The 20,038-nt window shown below is 42.5% G+C and carries 11 protein-coding genes; all 11 read right to left on the reverse strand.

What is annotated here, in order from left to right:
• Window positions 1–2,068 precede the first annotated feature (2,068 nt).
• Window positions 2,069–3,130, reverse strand: coding sequence for a coiled-coil domain-containing protein (locus tag Cabys_RS15960; protein ID WP_006927179.1), 1,062 nt, complete (start codon window positions 3,128–3,130; stop codon window positions 2,069–2,071).
• Between the two features lie 1,539 nt (window positions 3,131–4,669).
• Complete coding sequence (locus Cabys_RS15965; RefSeq protein WP_006927180.1) at window positions 4,670–5,293, reverse strand: acyltransferase; 624 nt, start codon at window positions 5,291–5,293, stop codon at window positions 4,670–4,672.
• Between the two features lie 114 nt (window positions 5,294–5,407).
• Window positions 5,408–6,640, reverse strand: a complete 1,233-nt coding sequence (locus tag Cabys_RS15970; protein WP_006926671.1) for an ISL3 family transposase — start codon at window positions 6,638–6,640, stop codon at window positions 5,408–5,410.
• A gap of 206 nt (window positions 6,641–6,846) precedes the next feature.
• Entirely contained in the window at window positions 6,847–7,227 is a 381-nt protein-coding gene (locus Cabys_RS15975; protein WP_006927182.1) for a four helix bundle protein, read from the reverse strand.
• A gap of 44 nt (window positions 7,228–7,271) precedes the next feature.
• On the reverse strand, window positions 7,272–9,356 hold the full coding sequence (locus Cabys_RS15980) for a glycosyltransferase (RefSeq protein ID WP_006927184.1): 2,085 nt from the start codon (window positions 9,354–9,356) through the stop codon (window positions 7,272–7,274).
• Window positions 9,353–11,824, reverse strand: coding sequence for a sugar transferase (locus tag Cabys_RS15985; RefSeq protein ID WP_006927185.1), 2,472 nt, complete (start codon window positions 11,822–11,824; stop codon window positions 9,353–9,355). The genes Cabys_RS15980 and Cabys_RS15985 overlap by 4 nt, the downstream gene beginning before the upstream one ends.
• A gap of 22 nt (window positions 11,825–11,846) precedes the next feature.
• Window positions 11,847–13,187, reverse strand: a complete 1,341-nt coding sequence (locus Cabys_RS15990; protein WP_006927187.1) for an ATP-binding protein — start codon at window positions 13,185–13,187, stop codon at window positions 11,847–11,849.
• 17 nt (window positions 13,188–13,204) lie between these two features.
• Complete coding sequence (locus tag Cabys_RS15995) at window positions 13,205–14,884, reverse strand: capsule assembly Wzi family protein (protein WP_169833725.1); 1,680 nt, start codon at window positions 14,882–14,884, stop codon at window positions 13,205–13,207.
• A gap of 10 nt (window positions 14,885–14,894) precedes the next feature.
• A complete protein-coding gene (locus Cabys_RS16000; protein ID WP_006927191.1) occupies window positions 14,895–16,136 on the reverse strand; it encodes a glycosyltransferase family 4 protein in 1,242 nt (413 codons plus the stop codon).
• Between the two features lie 980 nt (window positions 16,137–17,116).
• A complete protein-coding gene (locus tag Cabys_RS16005) occupies window positions 17,117–18,823 on the reverse strand; it encodes a heparinase II/III family protein (RefSeq protein ID WP_006927193.1) in 1,707 nt (568 codons plus the stop codon).
• Between the two features lie 272 nt (window positions 18,824–19,095).
• Entirely contained in the window at window positions 19,096–19,941 is an 846-nt protein-coding gene (locus Cabys_RS16010) for a hypothetical protein (RefSeq protein WP_006927195.1), read from the reverse strand.
• Window positions 19,942–20,038 lie beyond the last annotated feature (97 nt).

Raw genomic sequence — 20,038 nt, forward strand, 5'->3', positions numbered from 1 at the left:
TACATCCATCTTAAAATGGATGCAGAATTCCAGGCTAAAATATAACATTAAATATATTAAACCAAATTAAAAATGAATTATTAAACCGGTATGATTAAACGTCAAATAATGTATGGTAATTATGTTTTCATCGATTTGTCGTCTCTTTTCTTTTTTCAATGCATAATTTTAATAAACAATTCAGAATGATGCAAGCCCTATTTTCAACAATTTTTGGACTGTCCTATTCAAATCTTGTAGTAGAACAAATTATGAGTCCACTCTAAAAAGGTATTATTATCAAATTTCATTAAAATGGGACTATTGTTTTTATTTAAATTACATAAAATATATTCGTGTCCATTCGCTAAATTCGTGGTTTTTACACTGGACTCATCTCTTTTATTAATTTACCGTTAAATTTATGTTTCATTTCTCAACATTGCCGCTTCCCAATACCAATTCACGGATAAATAAAAGTTCACTAAAAGAAGTTAAAAGATTTCTCACTTCGTTCGAAATGACATGTCGCGCTTTTTGGGACGAATTCATAACTCCCCCTTCCTTTTTTTAAAGGGAAGGGGGGCGGGGGGATGGGTTTTAAAACAACAACATTCATCCCAATGTAAAAGGCGTGTAAATTACAGATTTTAAAACATCCCCAATAAAAGCTAAATCGTTTTTTATTGAAGTTAAAAGATTTCTCTCTGCGTTCGAAATGACATGTCGCGCTTTTTGGGAAGAACTCATAACTCCCCCTTCCTTTTTTTAAAGGGAAGGGGGCAGGGGGGATGGGTTTTAAAACAACAACATTCATCCCAATCTAAAAGGCGCGTAAATTACAGCTTTTAAAACATCCACAATAAAAGCTAAATCGTTTTTATTGAAGCTAAAAGATTTCTCTCTGCGTTCGAAATGACATGTCGCGCTTTTTGGAACGAACTCATAACTCCCCCTTCCTTTTTTTAAAGGGAAGGGGGCAGGGGGGATGGGTTTCAAAACAACAACACACATCCCAATTTATTCGGCGCGTAAATTACTTCTTTTAAAACATCCCTAAAAAAGCTAAATCGTTTTTATTGAAGTTAAAAGATTTCTCTCTGCGTTCGAAATGACATGTCGCGTTTTTTTGGACGAACTCATAACTCCCCCTTCCTTTTTTTAAAGGGAAGGGGGCAGGGGGGATGGGTTTTAAAACAACAACATACATCCCAATGTAAAAGGCGTATAAATTACAGCTTTTAAAACATCCCCCATAAAAGCTAAATCGTTTTTATTGAAGCTAAAAGATTTCTCACTGCGTTCGAAATGACATGTCACGTTTTCTACTACTCGAGTAAGAAAATCCTTTAATATGGTAGTTTGTTTCACACCTGTCCAAAATAGGAGTTTTGTAAAGTGCAACTCTAACTCGGTACGCCTGATCCCTACTGTCCTGCGGACATCCCCCCTTTCTAAGGGGGGAACCAAAGGGGGGATCCTAAAATCGATCTGAACAGGCAATTAGTAAATGATGCAGCATAACTCTTTAAATAACAATGTACTTTTTTTGAGATTTACTTTATTTTGGACAGCAATTAGTTTGTTTTTATTGAAGCTAAAAGATTTCTCACTTCGTTCGAAATGACATGTCGCGTTTTTTTGGACGAACCCATAACTCCCCCTTCCTTTTTTTAAAGGGAAGGGGGCAGGGGGGATGGGTTTTAAAACAACAACATACATCCCAATGTAAAAGGCGCGTAAATTACAGATTTTAAAACATCCCCCATAAAAGCTAAATCGTTTTTATTGAAGCTAAAAGATTTCTCACTTCGTTCGAAATGACATGTCTCGCTTTTTGGGACGAACTCATAACTCCCCCTTCCTTTTTTTAAAGGGAAGGGGGTAGTGGGGATGGGTTTTAAAACAACAACACACATCCCAATTTATACGGCGCGTAAATTACAGCTTTAAAAAATCCCCAATAAAAGCTAAATCGTTTTTATTGAAGCTAAAAGATTTCTCTCTGCGTTCGAAATGACATGTCGCGCTTTTTAGAGCGAACTCATAAATAACAAATATTAAATAGCAAATAGTAAATAAAAAATTATCAATCTCCTTTACCGCCCGTCTTTTCCGAAAGGATCTTCTGTAAATCGTTAAAAGACTTCATACTGGCCGTACCGTCGATGGCTTTAATGGCCACTTCCTGCACCTTTTGATATGCCTTATCTAACTTGGCGCTCAATTCCGCTATTTTGGCTTCCTGATCTTTTACCAATTTTTCAAGGCTGGCGATCTTTGTACTCAGAACATTCTTCTGGCCTTCAAATTCTTTTTTCAACAGTTCTTCGCGGTTTTTAAACTCGCTTTGCAGTCTGACGGTTGTTTCCTTAACGGCTTTGTCCACTGCCGCTTTGAGTTCCGCATCCATTTTCTCAGCGCGCGCTTTCAGTTCGGCGAATTCTTTTTCTCTGGCCTTGATAACCTCCTGACGGCTTTCCAGGTCCGCCCGCATTTGCTCCAGTTTTTCCATAAATTCTTTTTCGCGCTTTTTCAATTCATCTTCTAACTTATCCCGGGCCATCTGCTTTTCGCGCTTAAAATGGTATTCATACTCTTCTTTTTCTCTCTGACGCCTTTTCTCTTCTTCCTTTAAGCGCTCCTTTATTTCCGCTTCCTTTTCGGCCTTCTCTTTTTCCCACCGGGCGCGCGTCTCTTCGATTTCACGCAGCAGGGTATTTTTCTTTTCATTCATCTCCGCTTCAAATTCTTCTTTCTTTTGATTCTGGGCTTCTATTAAAGCCGCAAGGGAATAAGCGGATTTCTCGATTTCAAAAATTTCTTTTAATTCTCTCTCTTTAACCTCTATGGCCTGTTGAATGCTTTCTAATTTTTCCAGCTCGCTGTATAATCTACTTTTCAATTCTTCAAGAAATTTAAGATGCTCCGTTTTTAAGGATTCAACCGTCTGCTCAATCAGCTTTAAATTTAAGCCTTGAACCTTATCAACAATCTCCTTTTGACGTTTTTGTTCAACGATTTTCTCCGGCTTTAACTGCCCCTTCTCCTTTTCCACCAGCTTTTTTACGAGCTCGTTATAAGCGTCCAACAGCTCTTTTTTGGTATTCTGCATAGACAGCTTTTTGGGCTTTAATTCCGCGTTTTCCATTTTTTTCACCTCTTATCTTATTTTTATTGGAGCTAAAAGATTTCTCACTTCGTTCGAAATGACATGTCGCGCTTTTTGGAACGAACTCATAACTCCCCCTTCCTTTTTTTAAAGGGAAGGGGGTAGGGGGGATGGGTTTTAAACAACAACATTCATCCCAATGTAAAAGGCGTGTAAATTACAGCTTTTAAAACATCCCTAATAAAAGCTAAATCGTTTTTTATTGAAGTTAAAAGATTTCTCACTGCGTTCGAAATGACATGTCGCGCTTTTTGGGACGAACTCATAACTCCCCCTTCCTTTTTTTAAAGGGAAGGGGGGCGGGGGGATGGGTTTTAAAACAACAACATTCATCCCAATGTAAAAGGCGCATAAATTACATCTTTAAAAAATCCACAATAAAAGCTAAATCGTTTTTATTGAAGTTAAAAGATTTCTCACTGCGTTCGAAATGACATGTCGCGCTTTTTGGGAAGAACTCATAACTCCCCCTTCCTTTTTTTAAAGGGAAGGGGGTAGTGGGGATGGGTTTTAAAACAACAACATTCATCCCAATGTAAAAGGCGCGTAAATTACAGCTTTAAAAACATCCCCAATAAAAGCTAAATCGTTTTTATTGATGCTAAAAGATTTCTCACTTCGTTCGAAATGACAAATCGTCTTTTGTCATTCTGAGTCTCGCTTCAGCGGGGAGAAGAATCTCTTCCAGGCAGCAATAGGATTTTTCTCCGGCAAGGGCTGGATCAGAATGACAGAACGAGACACTTCTTACTGCCTACTGCTTACTGCCTACTGTGTACTGTATGCAAACCGTCAATCTTCCACAATCCCCGCCGAACACAGCTCCGCCCCGTCAATTACATCCCCAATGGAATGCACATCAAAAAACCAATAACCAATATAAGTGATCCACGTCCTGTGATGCAAAAACGTCCCTGTTGTTCTAATTTTTTCGGAATGATTGTTTAATTTAAAACGCCGTTCATTCCATGTTGTGATTAAACCGGCAGATTTGCAGAATCAACACAGACCTCCGCGTCCCTGTCTTCTTTTTCTGCAATGCCCTATAATCGGCGTCCTCATCTGCCACTTTAATAGAAAAATTTCACTTTTTAGAAGGCCCGGAATGCCTCTGCCGTGGCAAAGCGAAGAATCCGATTTTAATCGAAAACAGGCCCTCCGGTATCGATTTGATGATCTCTTTTGCAGAATACAAAATCCGCAACAACTCCTGCATTCGAATGATAATTCCTCAAAAAATATATATAAGTCCACTCTAAAAAGGTATTATTATCGAATTTCATTTAAATGGTACTATTGTTTTTATTTAAATTACATAAAATATATTCGTGTCCATTCGTGAAATTCGTGGTTTTTATACTGAACTCATATATTTCTCACTCATTCACCCGAAATCCAACGGATCATTCGTCAATCATCAATCCTACCCCGGCCCTCCCCTCCGCGTGATAATTCGCAATTCGTAATTCGGGCACAGCCTCCCGCTCCGCGTGATAATTCGTAATTCTTAATTCCTTATCATTCCTCCCCTACAACCGGTTTATCCTCCGGCCAATCCAGACAACGCAACACTTCTGGTTCCACTTCCTTATAACGCCAGCCGCTCTTAGGACAGACCATAATGCCATTTTCATCCGCTTTGGGCAACCGTTCGCCGTGGCGACTCACCCAGCCCACACGTTTGGCCGGTACGCCCACCATTAACGCGTAATCCGGTACGTCTCTGGTAACCACCGCGCCGGCAGCGATAAAGGCAAAACGACCGATGGTGTTGCCGCAAACGATGGTGGCATTGGCGCCGATAGAAGCCCCGTGTTTAACCAGAGTTTTTACATAAAAAGACGCGCCCCTTTGCGGAAACTCGCAGCGGGGATTCAAAATATTGGTAAAGACCATGGACGGGCCGCAAAACACGTAATCTTCCAGCTCCACCCCTTCATAAATGGAAACGTTATTCTGGATCTTACAGTAATCGCCAATCCGTACATTATTGCCCACATTTACATTCTGTCCCAGCGTGCATTTTTTGCCGATAATCGCTCCGCTCTGCACATGCGAAAAGTGCCATATCTTCGTTCCTTCGCCAATTTTCACGCCCTCATCCACATAGCTGGATGGATGCACAAAGTAAGTGTTTGACATAGGAGTTTCCTTTCTATGATTAATAGTTGAATAGTTGAATGGTTGAATTCGTTCTCTGTTTGCTAAAATTTTCGGTATGTAAAATTGCTTTCGAAACTGTTTCATTTTTAGGCTCTACTGGGATTCCTGTGGAAAAAGGTCTAATTTACCAAGAAAGAAAAGTATTGCTATCCTAAAATTTTCAAATTTTCTAAAGCCTCTACCAACTGTTTTTATCTCCTGTATCTTGCCGTTCAACCATTCGGCTACTGAATTATCTATCTGATATCTTATATAGTTTAATAAGCCATCTGAATGAGCAATGAGCATTTTTGCTACTTTAATCATTTTATTTAAAGAACGTCCCTTAATATCCTGATACCATTCCGCAAAAAAGAATTTCGCATCATTTATTGTTTCACTCCTAAAGAATTCTTTGAAGTTCTCTTTGGCCGCCCAAGCCTGGGAAGTGATAAGGTTAAGTTCTTGAATTTTTCTGAAACGCGATAATTGCTTGTCCGTCATATTTTCCGGATTCTTTAAAAATAAATATTTACTTTTCACTAAGGTTTTATCATTAGATTTTTGTAATTTACGGGCTTCCTCTCGTCTGGTTTTATCCACTCCATCATTTAAATACTTCATTATATGAAATTTGTCATGCACTATGGAAGCATTGGGAAGCTCCTTTTGAACAGCTTTAATAAAAGCTTTCCACATATCCATACTGACCGCTTTGAGGCCCTCCTTTTGTTTCTCTGTTAATCCCTTGTTTATTAAGGAACTGGCAGAGCTTGTTGTGCGACCTTCACTTACATCTATTACACGTCTTCTTTCACTATCGGATAATACGCTTACATAAGTATGACCTCTTTTCATACTCTTCTCATCTATCCCGATATATTTAATGTCCTCTTCCGTTCGGCGTGATAGCCCGCGTTCCACTGCTTTGCTCATTATATGATGAAGCATATCAAAGCTGATCCGTAAAAATTGTGCCGTTTTGCTCTGGTTTTTGGAGGCCAGTAATAACTCAATAGCAAAACGTTCAAATAATAAAGTCGTTCGACTCGACTTTTCTGCCCAAGGAACTTTGATCGTTTTTACTCCGTGTTCCTTGCATTTAATGCGGGGAACTTTGCAGACAATATAGGTCTTCATTTGGCATGTATCCAAATGCCGCCAACGACGTTTTTCGCGATGATCATAAATATCATATTCCACTTCGCATTCGGGACAAAAACCTTTTTTTGACTTATAGATAATCTCTATTTCTACTTCCTCATTCGCAATATCTAAGTCAACTTTAGACACTTCCCAGGGATGCGAAAGTCCCAAAATCTGTTTAAATAATTCTTTATCTTTCATAAACTCAATCTAAGGATTATTTTTGTTTTTCACAAAAATCCCAGTAGAGCCCATTTTTAATTTATTTTTCATTTTAATATGATTTAAATCTATTTGATTTTAAAACTTGAGAATTGGTCTAAATTTATTTTATTCAATTTAAAAGGATATTTTAAAAAAAACCAATTTAAGTTTTGTGTAAATATAAAGAATTAAGCACAAAGGAATTAATTACCTTTAGTATTTTCCCTGCCGTTTAAATATTTTATAAATTGATTTATCATTTTTATATTTGTGTATATAATATCTTCAATCTTTTTAAAACTTTCTTCCTTAATAAAATTTTGATCTTTACATGTAATTAGATGATCCAATAATTCATACAAGGAGCCCCTTGCCATTCTCAAAAATTGGATGTTTTCTTTAAAATGATATCTTCCAAATCCTTCAGCAATATTCGCTGTTACTGATATGGCTGCTCTTTTCATTTGATCTATAAGCACGAATTTTTCTTCTCTGGGAAGTGTTTTACATAGCTTGTAGATTTCTATTCTTATTTCCCTACCTTTTTTCCAGACGTCAAGATCTGTAAAACTTGTTATTTTCATCTCCCCTCCTACCCAACCATTCAACTATGCAACTATTCAACCATTCAACCATTCCTCTCTCCCCAAACCGCCTTCATCAATAGCTCCAGGTCCATAAACAAACCCTGGTTTTTAATGTAGTGTGCTTCGTAGGTCTCGCGCATCTCGTCGTCGGTGATTTTTTCTCTGTTTAATTGCACAATGCCCGTTAAACCCGGTTTGTAGTCATAAATGGGCGCTTTTTTATGGTCGGATGTCATGGGCGCGCCGACAAAAGAAATTTTGCCGGCCAGAATGTTTAATAGATTCAGCGTAAAACGCAATCCCTTTTTGTCTGCGGTTAAAACGGGAATCTCTTTGCCGCCCTGGCCGATCAGCGTTTTTTGGGCAATGCGTCCTGCGCCTGTTAACACATTCCACAAATGGAAGGGCAAAAGAACAATCAACAACAACAGGGCCAACCCCAGATCAAACAGCCGTTTAATGATTTTATTGAACGGTTTTCCATAGCCAAACTCAATATCCACCAGCGGCAGGGCGTCCAGGCGCTCCACATTGGACTTGCCGATCATAAACTCCAGATGATCGGGCACCATCTTAAACTCGATGTCCGGCCTCTGCACTCTGGACATGGTAGTTAAAATTTCCTGAAACGACAGATGGTGGGTTGTGAAGATCACCAGATCAATGCGATTTAAGCGAATATATTCAGGCAAATCTTTAAGCGTGGTTACCACCGGTATTCTTTTCAAAGATTTGCCCACATCCTTTCGCTCAAGCGCGGCCAGTCCCAGAATTTTAATGCTTGAAGTCACATACTTCTGCAGTTTTTCCAGCAATTTCCGCGTCTCCGAATCAAAACCGACGATGATCGTGCGTTTTAAAAAGTAATCGCGACTCAAAGCCGACGTGGTCTTGCGGCGTAAGGCGCGCAAAAGAATACGCCACAACACCATGGCCATCATACTTCCCACGGCCGAAACCACCACCACAAATCGAGAAAAAGCAAATTGCTTAAAAAAGAAAGTCAAAGCCGAAACAAAGGTAAAAGTGGTCAACGTGGCCTTAATAATCTTGCTCACCGAAAAGCGATCGCGCTTAACCGTTTCGAAAAACAGGGCGGACAGAAAAAAAGCGACGGTGGTGATCAGATTGATGATGATATATTGATTAAAAAAATCGTTAAAATGAAATCCGCCGCGCAGCTCGTAACGAATCCAGAAATTAACAAAAAGAATCAGATTCAACAGCCCCAGATCGATCAACAACGGATAATAGAGCTCCAGATTATTTTTGATAAAAATCATGATTCCGCGCAATATAGTGCCCAACACAATTAGCCATTTAAAAGGATACACATAGCGCTTTTGGTAATGCTTTTTGTAGAATTTGTAAAGCGATTTATTAAAGGTAATCACATAATCCAGGTTGTATTTTTTAGTGCTCTCGCCCTTGTAATGAATGATCTGCGAATCCGGCACGTAAAAAATTTTGCCGCCGGCCTGATTAATACGGTAGCAGTAGTCGATGTCCTCGCAGTACATAAAAAAGTCTTCGTCTAATTTGCCCACCTTTTGCACAATCTCGCGGCGCATCATCATAAAAGAACCGGAAATCGCTTCCACCTGGTAAGTGTCATTCTCGTCAAGATAGGTTAAATTGTACCTGCCGAAGATTTTGCTTTTAGGAAACAGACGCGACAGGCCGGTTACCTTCCAGAAGGCCGTTAGCGGCGTTGGAATGCTGTGCCGGCAGTCGATGGAAAAGGTGCCGTCCGGATTGATGATTTTACAGGTGGCGGCAGACGCTTCCGGCGTGCGTTCAAAGAAATCAAGCAATTTGCTGAACGTATCCTCCTGCACAATCGTATCGGGATTAAGCAGCACGATAAACTTTCCGCGGGCTATTTCCAGCCCCTGATTATTGGCGGCCGAAAACCCGACATTCTTTTTGTTTTCGATTAAAATCACCTCGGGGAAACGACGGCGCACCATCTGCACCGAATCATCCACCGAAGCGTTATCCACTACAATGACTTCCGACGAAATGTCTTTTAAAGCGCGCTGCACCGAGAGCAGAGTCTGCTCCAGAAACTCCCGCACGTTAAAATTGACAATGATGACCGAGATTTCTACTTCTTCTGTCTTCATCTTGCTCCTTTACGCCCCATAAAAATCAAAAAGGAACGCATTAAAATCCGCAAATCAAAAGAAAGCGACATATTTTCCAGATAAAACAAATCCTGTTTAAGTTGATCGCGCTTGTATTTCAGGGCTTCTTCGTAACGATATTTGACCTGCGCCCAGCCCGTTAATCCGGGCCTGACCTGAAAACGGCGGTTGTAGAATTTGATCTTCTGGCGTAAATGTTTCACCACTTCCACGGTTTCCGGCCGCGGGCCCACAAAACTCATCTTCCCCAGAAAGATGTTGATCAGCGCCGGCAACTTGTAAATTCTGCTATTGTAAAGCAGCCTGCCGATCAACGGTTGTTTTCCGGTCTGCCGATTGACCGTCGCAAAATTGAGCATGCCAAAAATCCGTCCGTGCTTGCCAACCACATTTTGCACTTCAAAAGGCGGATGAATTCCACTTAGCAGCTGCAGCAGCACTATCAGTAAAAAGAGCGGCGCCAGCGCAATCATCAAAAACAGACTGAGCGTAATGTCCAGCAGGCGCTTAACCATCCATTGCCAGGGCCGCATGGCTTCAGGGAACAATCGGATCAACGGATGGCCGATGACCTCTTCGGTGCGCAGTCCGGAAATGGCGTCGTACATCTGCGGCAGGACTTTAAAAATCACCGAAGGCGAATCAATACGCGACACCAGATTCAATATTTCATCCCGGGAACGCTCATTAATAGCGATGATCACTTCTTCAATGCCTTCCCGACGAATGATTTCGGGCAACTGGTCGTAGGTCCCCAGAAAAGGCAGGCCGGCAAAGTGCTTATCTTGCGCTTCTCTGGTTACATAACCGCGCACATCATACAACAGATGCGGATTTTGCCGGATGTCTTTAAGCAACCGCCTGGCTTTGGTTGAATTACCGATTAAAAGGGTGCGGTGCGGGGCGTATTCTAAAATTTTTAATCTTTTTTCAAGATTGATCACCGCCAGGCGACCAGCGCTCACCAGCAGCAGCAAAAATCCGCCGTAAATCAAAAGACTCAATCGGCCTTCAGAAAACGGTTCGGCCGGATTAAAGGTTAACACAAAGAGAATGATCACCCCAAACAAAATGGTTCGGAAAACACGCCGCAGATGATCGAAACGCGAAACATCCCAGCGTAAATTGTACAGATTGTTCATGTAAAATAGCGCTACCCAGCCCAGCGTAAAAATAATCATGACCGTCGGCTCAAACACCAGGCTGGCCGACGGGGCGCTTTCGTACGGCATCCATCCGGAGCGAAAGCGAAACCACCAGGTCATGAACAGGGCAGCGTTAACCGTGAATATATCCACGCAGAGCAATAAAAATTTATGGATCAACCGCGTTACAGAAAGGGGGCCGGGCATGGGCTGCGCTTCGAAGATCAGACGATCTCCGTAATACGTTTTAGTGCGCTCCGCCTCTAAAAAGCCAAGCCGTTTTAAACCAAAAGCGGCCAGCCCGGTTACCAGCGCCAGAGCGATGCCGCCCGTTAAAAAATAATGCTGCGCGAGTAAAAAGGCTGTAATCCCAAAAGCGGCCCCTGTTAAATAGATCATGTAAACGGCATGCGCATGCGAAAGCCCCAGGTACACCAAGCGGTGATGCAAATGATCTTTATCGGGCTTAAAGGGATGCTTTCCTTTATTTAAACGGCGAAAAAAGGCCACGCTGGTATCGCCAATGGGAATGGCCAGCGCCAGCATGGGCACCAGCAGACCGATCCTGCCGGGCGTGGTTTCAAAACCGCGAATGCTAATGGCCGCTAAAATCAGGCCCAAAAACAAAGAGCCCGTATCGCCCATAAAAATCGTTGCCGGATGGCGGTTGAACTTTAAAAAGCCCAGAATACCACCAATCAAAGCCAGATTAACAATAAAAAAAGCAAAGTTGCCGTTCAAATAAGCCAGGGCGGCGAACACGGCGCTGGCAATGGCGCTAATGCCCCCTGCCAGGCCATCCAGCCCGTCCAGCAGATTCACAGCGTTGCTAACGCCAATCAGCCACAAATAGGTGATGGGAACGGCCAGCCATCCCAGCTCAATATCCATGGCAAAGGGCAGGCTAATGCGCTCGATGACGCAGCCAGAGAGGATGATCATGGTGGCCGACAAAAATTGGCCAAAAAACTTTTTCCCCGCCGAAAGGCCTTTTAAATCGTCGTAAACGCCCAGCGCAACAATGACCACCGAAGCCAGCAAGATGCCGCCGAATTGCTTGACGAGCTGAACGTAAATTTCCGGCAGCAGCCAGGCCGAACTAAAGACGCCCACCAAAAAACCGGTGTAAATTCCCAGCCCGCCCATGTGCGGCATAAAGGTTTTGTGCACCTTACGCGGATCGGGCATTTCGCCTATTTTAAAGCGTCGCGCAACAGCGCGCACAAAATAGGTTGCCATAAGTCCGGCAGCCAGCGAGAGAAGAAAGATTAACGAAAAAATTATTTTTTGATTTTCCACCATGCGCTTTCACTTTGCTAAATTTTTATTTTTCGACCACCTGCCAGTGCCCGCCCCTGGCCGGCCCGATGCGCTTAATTTTGCCTTGTTTTTTTAACCTGGCCAGGTTCCATTCAATACCTCTTCTACTCAAACCGAGCAATTCAGCCAATTGAAGTGTTGTTATTTCAGGATTCTCTTTAATAGCATGCAAAATTTTCTCCACAGTTTTTCCCACAGTTTTCTCCACAGTCCTGCCATAATCTTTAGACTTTAGCTCTGGTCTTTCAAAAGTAACCAAAAAACCCGTCTTCAACAGATTAAACTTTACCGTAACGCCATTACTTAAACACGCCTTGTGGATTCTTTCCAGCCCACTGCCCCAGCGTTCAATGTCTTTGGTAAAATAAAATATCTCTGCAATTTTCGGATTTCGCAAATAGGAGCGTTCCTTGCCGCTGATAAAATCTTCCGGTTTTAGCCCAGGCGGAAAGGTGCCGGGGTTGTAAATTTCCACTCTGTCTTTAAAAATGGCGATTTCATTTCCCTTTGGATTGGCAAAATCGCGATGTACCAGCGAATTAACCAGCGCCTCGCGCACGGCGGCCAGCGGAATTTCTGGCACTTCTTTGCGTTTCATCGTTTCATCAAATTCGACGCGCCAGTTGATCTTCTCTTTAATGTAATTTTCCGCCGCCTCCAGCAGTAAAAATAAATTTCCCTCAAACTTCTTAAAATCCAGAAACGTCACACGATCGGCACCGGCAAAAACCGCGCATTGAATTTCAATATCATGCGCACTGGTAAAAAGAAATTTTGCGGCATGAGTCAATTTACCATTTTTTATTAGGTTTAGTTTGTTTAAATTCTGGCGCCAGTCAACCGTGCTTAATTTTAATCGATTAACTTCTTTTGCTCTGCTCAAAAACTCATTAAACACTTCTTTCTCGATCATTTCAACCGGTAAGTCCGTTAACTCCGTATCCCAGCGGCGAGAATAGATGTCTCTTTCTAAAATAAATCGTTTCAATTCATTGGGCGATAGCTTACGCTCCTCATCCGCCACCCTGATATAAGCAACGCCGAAGGCAAAATAGGGGCGCTCCCTGCCTTCAAATTGTATGCGGATACATACCTTGCCCTGCAAATTGACTTTTTCGATCAAGGGGAAAATTTTTGGTTCAATACCTTCGGAAATCTTTTGCGATATCTGACGCAATGTGCTTTCCGTAACCTGTTGCCCCACCACCTGTCCGCTATTCTCAACGCCAAAGTAGAGCTCTCCCCCGCCATGTTTGTTCAGAATGGCCAAAATGGAAATTAAAGCCTGCTTTAATGAACTCGTTGACTTCTTTAACTCAACGGTTTCAGATTCTTTTAGAATCATTTTAAATGTTTCTGTTTTTAATATTTCAACGCCAGCCCGACGAAATATTCCTGATAGGCGCTTTCCCGCTCTTCAATCTTTAAACGCCCGATTGTAAACGCGCCCTTTAGATAGAAATCGTTAAAAATTTCATAGGTGGCGTAAAACTGTGCCGTTTGACGCGTGGTTAAAATGCCTTCTAAAAACTTGCGCGTTTCCCGCGGCTCGGTCTGACTGCCCAGCAACACAGAGCGCCCTTTTAAGATGTCGCCGCCAATGTTTTCATTCGGATAATTATCGCCGTGCTTGTACTGCTGCAATTTCAGTCCGCTGCGCAAGCGGGCGTGCCAATCCTTTTGCACATGCAGATAATACAACTCGGAATTGGGGCCGGCCCAGTGCCCGAGGCTGCGCTGATCCGAAACGTAGGCGTTGATCAGGTACTTGTGCGTGTAAACCCAGGGCATGATGGCCGTGTATTCAAATCTTAAAGAAAGGTTGGCCAGGCGGAACGGATCCACCCACCAGAAGCCAAACAAAAAGGCCTGTTTGTTGCCGAACCAATTGGTGCCAATTTTGCTCCGCCGAAACTCGTCCAGAAAGACCGTGCCGTAAACTTTAAAGCCGGGCCGTACCAGATATTCGGCATCAATGGCAATGGTGGCGTTGTCGCGGTCGCGCAGCTTGTGCTGCACGGCGCGGTAAAAATTAAAGGGCAGTAAATACGCCCAGTCAGCGTAACGATTGCCGTAAATAAAACACTCATTTAAACCAATGGTCACTTTGTGCCATAGGCTCATTTCCAGCCGATGTGCGGCCAGCCATTTATCGGGAAAGACCTTATAACCGTCGTCAAGCGTATCAGCCCAGAAAGATTGCAGCTTACCGTGCAGGGCAATGAATTTAAACCAGCCCCAGTTTTTGCTAACGCTTAAGTAAGGATAGGGCGGCGTATTATTTGACAGAATAAGCTGGCCAGATTCTCCGTATCCCCAGGTTATTTCTTGCTGAGCAAAGCGGAAGTCAAAATATCGGGAATGAAAGGCCAGTTCGCCGCCTGTAAAATCGGAATAACGAACTTCGTCGTCGCTCAACCCGGTCCAACCGCCTTTTAAAATGGGATGTTCTTGAATGTATGCGCTATTGTTGCCGCGCAAGCCCTGCAAACTGACTTCAAAATGGTAACCAAAGTTTTCGTTTAGCACGCCACGGAACTTGTAAGTTTGCCAGCTTGCCGAGCGCGTCATGCCATCGGTATGGGCCTGAATGTCCGCTCCCTGTTCGTAGTCGAAATAAAAATTATCGTTGCCGCGCTCCCACAAAAACACATGATTTTCTTCTTCCGGAAAGTTTTGCTGAAAAAAGCGCCGAAAATCTTTTTTAAAATTATTCCAGCTGGCTAAAATGGAATACCAGTTTTGCCCCTCGGGTACCAGCGGATTGCGTTGCGCACGGTTAATCTCCCAGCGAAAGTCGAGTAAAAAATCGTCCAGCCTTCTGCGGTCAATAGCCGTTAACTGGCTGCGGCGTTCGGCGATTTCCTGCAGATAGGCCGCCACTTCTGCCCGATCGAAAGGCTTGATGCCGTTGAACACGTCTTTGACAAAACCCAGTGTTTCCATCCGCTCCAGAAACTCGTAAACCGGATTACTCAACGGTACAGATGTAGGGTTGCCCGCTGGTAGATTAGCAATGAGCCCCGCGAAGATCAAGACCATTAAAACTATTTTACGCATCGTTTGTCCCATGTTTAATTAAGCGGTGAAGTAGCCGCTGGTATTGTGCGGCCAATTTATTGCGATCGAAATGTTCTTCTACAAATTTTCTGCCATTGGCGCCCAGTTGCTTTCGCCACTGCGCATTATTTTTAAGTTCAAGAATCTTTTCCTTCAGCATTGAGGCGTCTTCCGGCTGTGAAAAAACGCCGGCGCCAGCCTCTTCCACCAAACGGCGGGATTCGCCATCCACACTGATGATAATGGGACGGGCCATGGCCATAATCTCAAAAATTTTAGATGGGATCACACTGCGGAACAGTGGTAAATCCCGCAAAGTAACCAGAATGATGTCCGACAGTCCGTAAAAATCGGGCAATTGTTTTTTATCGATCTGATCCAGAAATTTAACGTTTTGCAAATTCAACTCTCTGGCTTTTTTGATTAAATTTTCCTTTTCCGCGCCTTCGCCCACCAGTAAAAAGAGAATATCCCTTTCATCTTTTAACAGGTTTGCCGTATCCAGCACCCGGTCCAGTGCATGCGACAGGCCGTGCGTGCCAATGTACGAAACAATGAAGCGGCCGCCAAAGCCGTATTTTTCTTTTAACGCGCCGGAATCGCCGTTGCCGTGAAACAGCTCCAGATCAACGCCGTTTTTGATGATCGTAATTTTTTCGGCAGGCACGCCGCGGGCTGTTAAAATGTCCACAGTAGAGTCAGCCACGCCCACGATGTGAATGGCCTTGCGATAGAGCGTCATTTCAATCCATTCCAGAAAGCGGATCAACCACCTGTTTTTAAGCTGCCCAAGCTGAACAATGGACTCCGGCCACAAATCACGCACTTCGAAAATGAAAGGAATGCCCTTTAAACGGCTGATGAAATATCCGGCAATGCCCACAAAAAACTGCGGACTGGTGGCAATAAGCACATCCTGTTTGCCGACTTTACGCGTCCCCTGAATGACGCTGGAAAACATAAAGGAAATGTAAGATAAAACGCGCTTAAAAAATCCCTTGTTAGGGGCGGCAAAAATATAGGTGCGGACAATGCGGATGCCGTCTTTTTCCTCTTCCAGAAAACGATACCCACGATATTCCGGCGGAATAACGCCCGTGGGATGATTGGGGAAACTAGTTAAGACCGTAACCTGATCGCCGTTTTTAACCCAGTGCCTGGAAAGCTCGTAAACGCGCGCCGAAGGAGCGCCCATTTCTGGCGGAAAATATTGTGAAAGATAAAGTATGCGCAAAAATCTACTCCTTAAATACCATTCTCCCGGCTATATTAAAAAGTAAATTTACCAGCAGGCTTTATTAAGTGCAAATCTATGATCTGTGCCAAAAAAAACGTCATCATTCGTTGATCAGAAGCGAGCTAAATCGGAATGGTTAGGATACTTCCAATGAAAGATCAATCCCGCCCGGGCTGGATTTGAAAATTTTTGCGCTGCTTTTAAAACTCATCCCCCAGCCCGGGGCTGTCCCAAAAGTCAGAGAAAATGTATTTTTATAAAGTTTTTCTTTCCCTCACCCCCTTTAATTCCCCCTCTCCCGAAATCGGGAAGGGGGTGAGGGCTATTGTAAACTTTTTCATATATTTTTATAAATTTACATTTGATATCGCTTTTGAGACACCCTCGGGCGTAAATAGCGCCGGTTTTGTTTATCTTTTGTCTTAAATGTTAAATCCTTTTCTGCGATTATTGGCGTAATCTGCGAGAAAATTACTTTGCGCGCGTTGCGGTTGATTTTGGTTGCGGCTTCACTGCTTTAGAGTACTTCCTTTAAAAAATGTAATGCATTAGCGTTCGAAAATCTTTGCGCTGCTGTATTGGTTGAATAGTTAATTAGTTGAATGGTTGAATAGTTAGTCTGTCATTCCAAATTTGTTTCTGTAAATATAGTGAATTCCTACCACCGTTTATGTAGGGGCGAAGGATTTCCAAGAACAATTCAGCGCTGGCAAGCATTAATCTTTAGTAATAAAAAAAACACTCTGGATAAAGTAGGGTTGGAAATCCTTCGCCCTTACAAGTACGTTCATTCCCTGATCTTTTGTATGGGAGTGAGAATCGAGCGAGCAAGCAAGGGTAATTTAATTTAAAATATTCATTGCGCCCTTTGTGACCTCTCCGCGCTCTCTGTGGTTGCTTAAATCCCTGATGAAAAGTTTTTGTTGCAGCTATGCTACTTTAGTGGTGTAGGTGCTCATTGGGCAATGATTGTTTGGTTAAAGCAAGTTAATCCGATAACGCATCTCTGTCGCCTCTCTTTCCTTCGGCTGGAGAACAATCATTGAAGCAGGCAATACATTACCAAATTCAGGGACATAAAACCAATCGCGTAATTCGGCCTTTACCTTTTGCCCGTCAAAGACCAGGCTTAGCAAGAGGTCATCACGTTTGATGCGCACAACACCTGATGCGAATTCCACCTGACATTCTGGATGTAGGTGAATTAAATTTTCAACAACCTGTAATTTTTTTGTCTTCCATTGATCTTCAAACTCAATAGCCTGGTTTATTCGGATGGTGCGCTGGTGCCAGTACGCTAATTTTTTATTCAGTCTATTGTAATACGCCCCCCGAAATTCGAAAACCGGTTCGAGTTTATATTGGACGTCCTCCGGAACGATGCGCCGCCCCATGCGAAAGGCCGACCAGATTTCCCCCTGTTCCAGGCCATTAATCACCAGCGTATTATGACTGTAAATACTGCGCGCTTGATTTCTCAACCTACCTGGCAAATATTCGCCAATACCTGAATCAACAATAATACGCCGGCCCTTTACAGAGAATTCGTAACTCAAAAAATCGCAATGGGCATGGCCGGGTTGATAGCTGACTCCTAACTCCCCGCCATCAATCAGCAGAAACAGGACTTCATCACGATAAACAAAATAACCGCTTTGGGGTAATGCTCGTTTGCTTGCTGTCTTTTTCTGCTGAAGCGGCTCTTTTAAAACTTGTGTAAAATATTGTCCAATTTGTTTAGTCGAAGGCGCAATGCCCAGGGCCGTATCGCCCATAAGCGGTAATTGTCCAGCCGGTTGGGTAATCGTTTCCAGCCAATGCCACATCAATCGAGCCTTATCGATTAATTCTTCGTTAAATTTTAATAAGCTATGCTCAAACTCCGTTCGGAATGACTTCCTGACAGAGATTAAATTAATAACATCAAGCACATCTACTAAAACTAACGCATGGTACATGGGGCTGCGTTCGTAATGACCGCCGTCCGCTAAAACTTGCTTTTCCAGTTCTTTTCGGACCAGGCGAAGCCCCTTTTTAATCCAGCGCTGTTCATCAAAAAACAAGCCGGCAAAAAGCAGAGTTTTTACATTGACCCAGAGATGATTAGCCTGCAGGTGCTTTTCAAAAAAATGAGTTAAATAGTCCACCTGTTGAAAAAGATTGGTTAAAAATTTTTTGCTGAGTGAAGGCTCTTGCTTAAAAAAATCGAGATAGGCATCGTAGAAAAAAATCCAGTTAACGGCGCGTAAGGAAATAGGATACGGTTCCCAACCAATACCCTGCCCTATTGGGTTATTTTCCATCCAGTCTTCAAGAATTTCTTTCGCCAGGTCAAAATTTTTCTGATTCACATCATGAGTTAAGGGGATAAGATATTCAAAATAATGTAGATTGTACAACCAGAGTTTGGGTTTGGTCGCGTCAGACCAGCAAATTTTTTCTTTGTAAATGCTTTCAATATTCAAAAATTCAAATTTGTTTTCAGACAAATTCTGTACGGCGTACTTTGAATAACATCGTTTTGTTAAATTTAGGGGCAGCGGCAATCCTGAAAACCTTTGTTTTTTAACCTTCTTCACGATGGCCGGTTTTAACAGAGTCCTTTTTAAAACAAAGTTTAAGCGGCCGACGACTTGGACCGGTTTTAAAAATTTAAGCGTATGCCAGTAAAGCAACCATTTCATGTGAATTTCAATCCATTTTTTTAGTAAACAACGTTAAAAAGGTACGATTTTTTTTAGAAAAAATAAAATTTTGGGGATTTCAATTACGCCAGTTTAAAATCATCGCCAATGTTTAATTTTGGTGGCATGAGTCAGGCAACTATTAAAATATTTTCGTATTAGAAGCACGAAAAAAAGTCGCTGGCTTGCAGCCTGTTACAAAAAGCAAGAAAGAGAAACTCAGGGAAAAGCTAAAAACTTGAATTAAGCGTTTTATTAAAAAGTAAGATTTTTTATTTCAATTCGTAAGACCAGTAGTATTTAATCTTTTGGTTTTTTAATTCTTCCTCGGCGCGGGGATGGAACTGATAAGCCAGAGCCAGAGGAAAAATCGGTTTATCCAAATGTTTTTTTACTCTTGCCAAAAGTTTCAAAAATTGCTTAACATCTTTTAAGCCGAACTGGGCCTTGCTTTCGCCAATCACGATGATCTCGTCGCCGTTTTTTCGCCCTTCGCCGTAAATATTGATTTCATCAAATTTCCCGGAGGGATAAACAATATTTCTACGGATTAATCGAGGCACTTTGATGGCAAATTCATCTTCCAGCAATTTTCTCAAAGGTTCAAAGGAACGATCTTCAAGAGAATAGCCAATGGTATTGCTAATACCACCCAATTGGTCTTCAATATTACCAACGCGTCTGGTTAATTTCTGAACTTGCAGTTCTGTTTGCTTCTGTGCTTGCGCCAGTTCTTCCAATCGATGCTCAGTGCGTTTTTGTGCTTCTGCTAATTCATTGACACGTCCCGCCAACTTATCAAGACGTTGTTCGGTGCGCTTTTGCGCTTCGGCTAACTCATTGACGCGTCCCGCCAACTCACTAAGACGTTGTTCGGTGCGCTTTTGTGCTTCGACTAATTCATTGACGCGTCCTGTCAACTCATCGAGACGTTGTTCGGTGCGCTTTTGCGCCTCTGCTAAATCAGCGACGACCTCTTTTAATTCATTGAACTCTTTCTTTGTCACAGCATCTGACAAATCCTGATAGATTTGCCCCAACACCTCTGTTAGCTTTGAGGCAGCCTGCTCGCCAAAATTTTCTTTTAATTCTTCGTAAATTTTAAAAGTATCTAACATCTTTTAACCTCAATACGTTACCAATAATATAATCAAAACCACAGGCAAATGAAAGAAAAGTGCACTTAAAAAATTTAACTCTAAATCTAAAAAATAG

Source organism: Caldithrix abyssi DSM 13497 (assembly GCF_001886815.1).
Classification (GTDB): Bacteria; Calditrichota; Calditrichia; order Calditrichales; family Calditrichaceae; genus Caldithrix; species Caldithrix abyssi.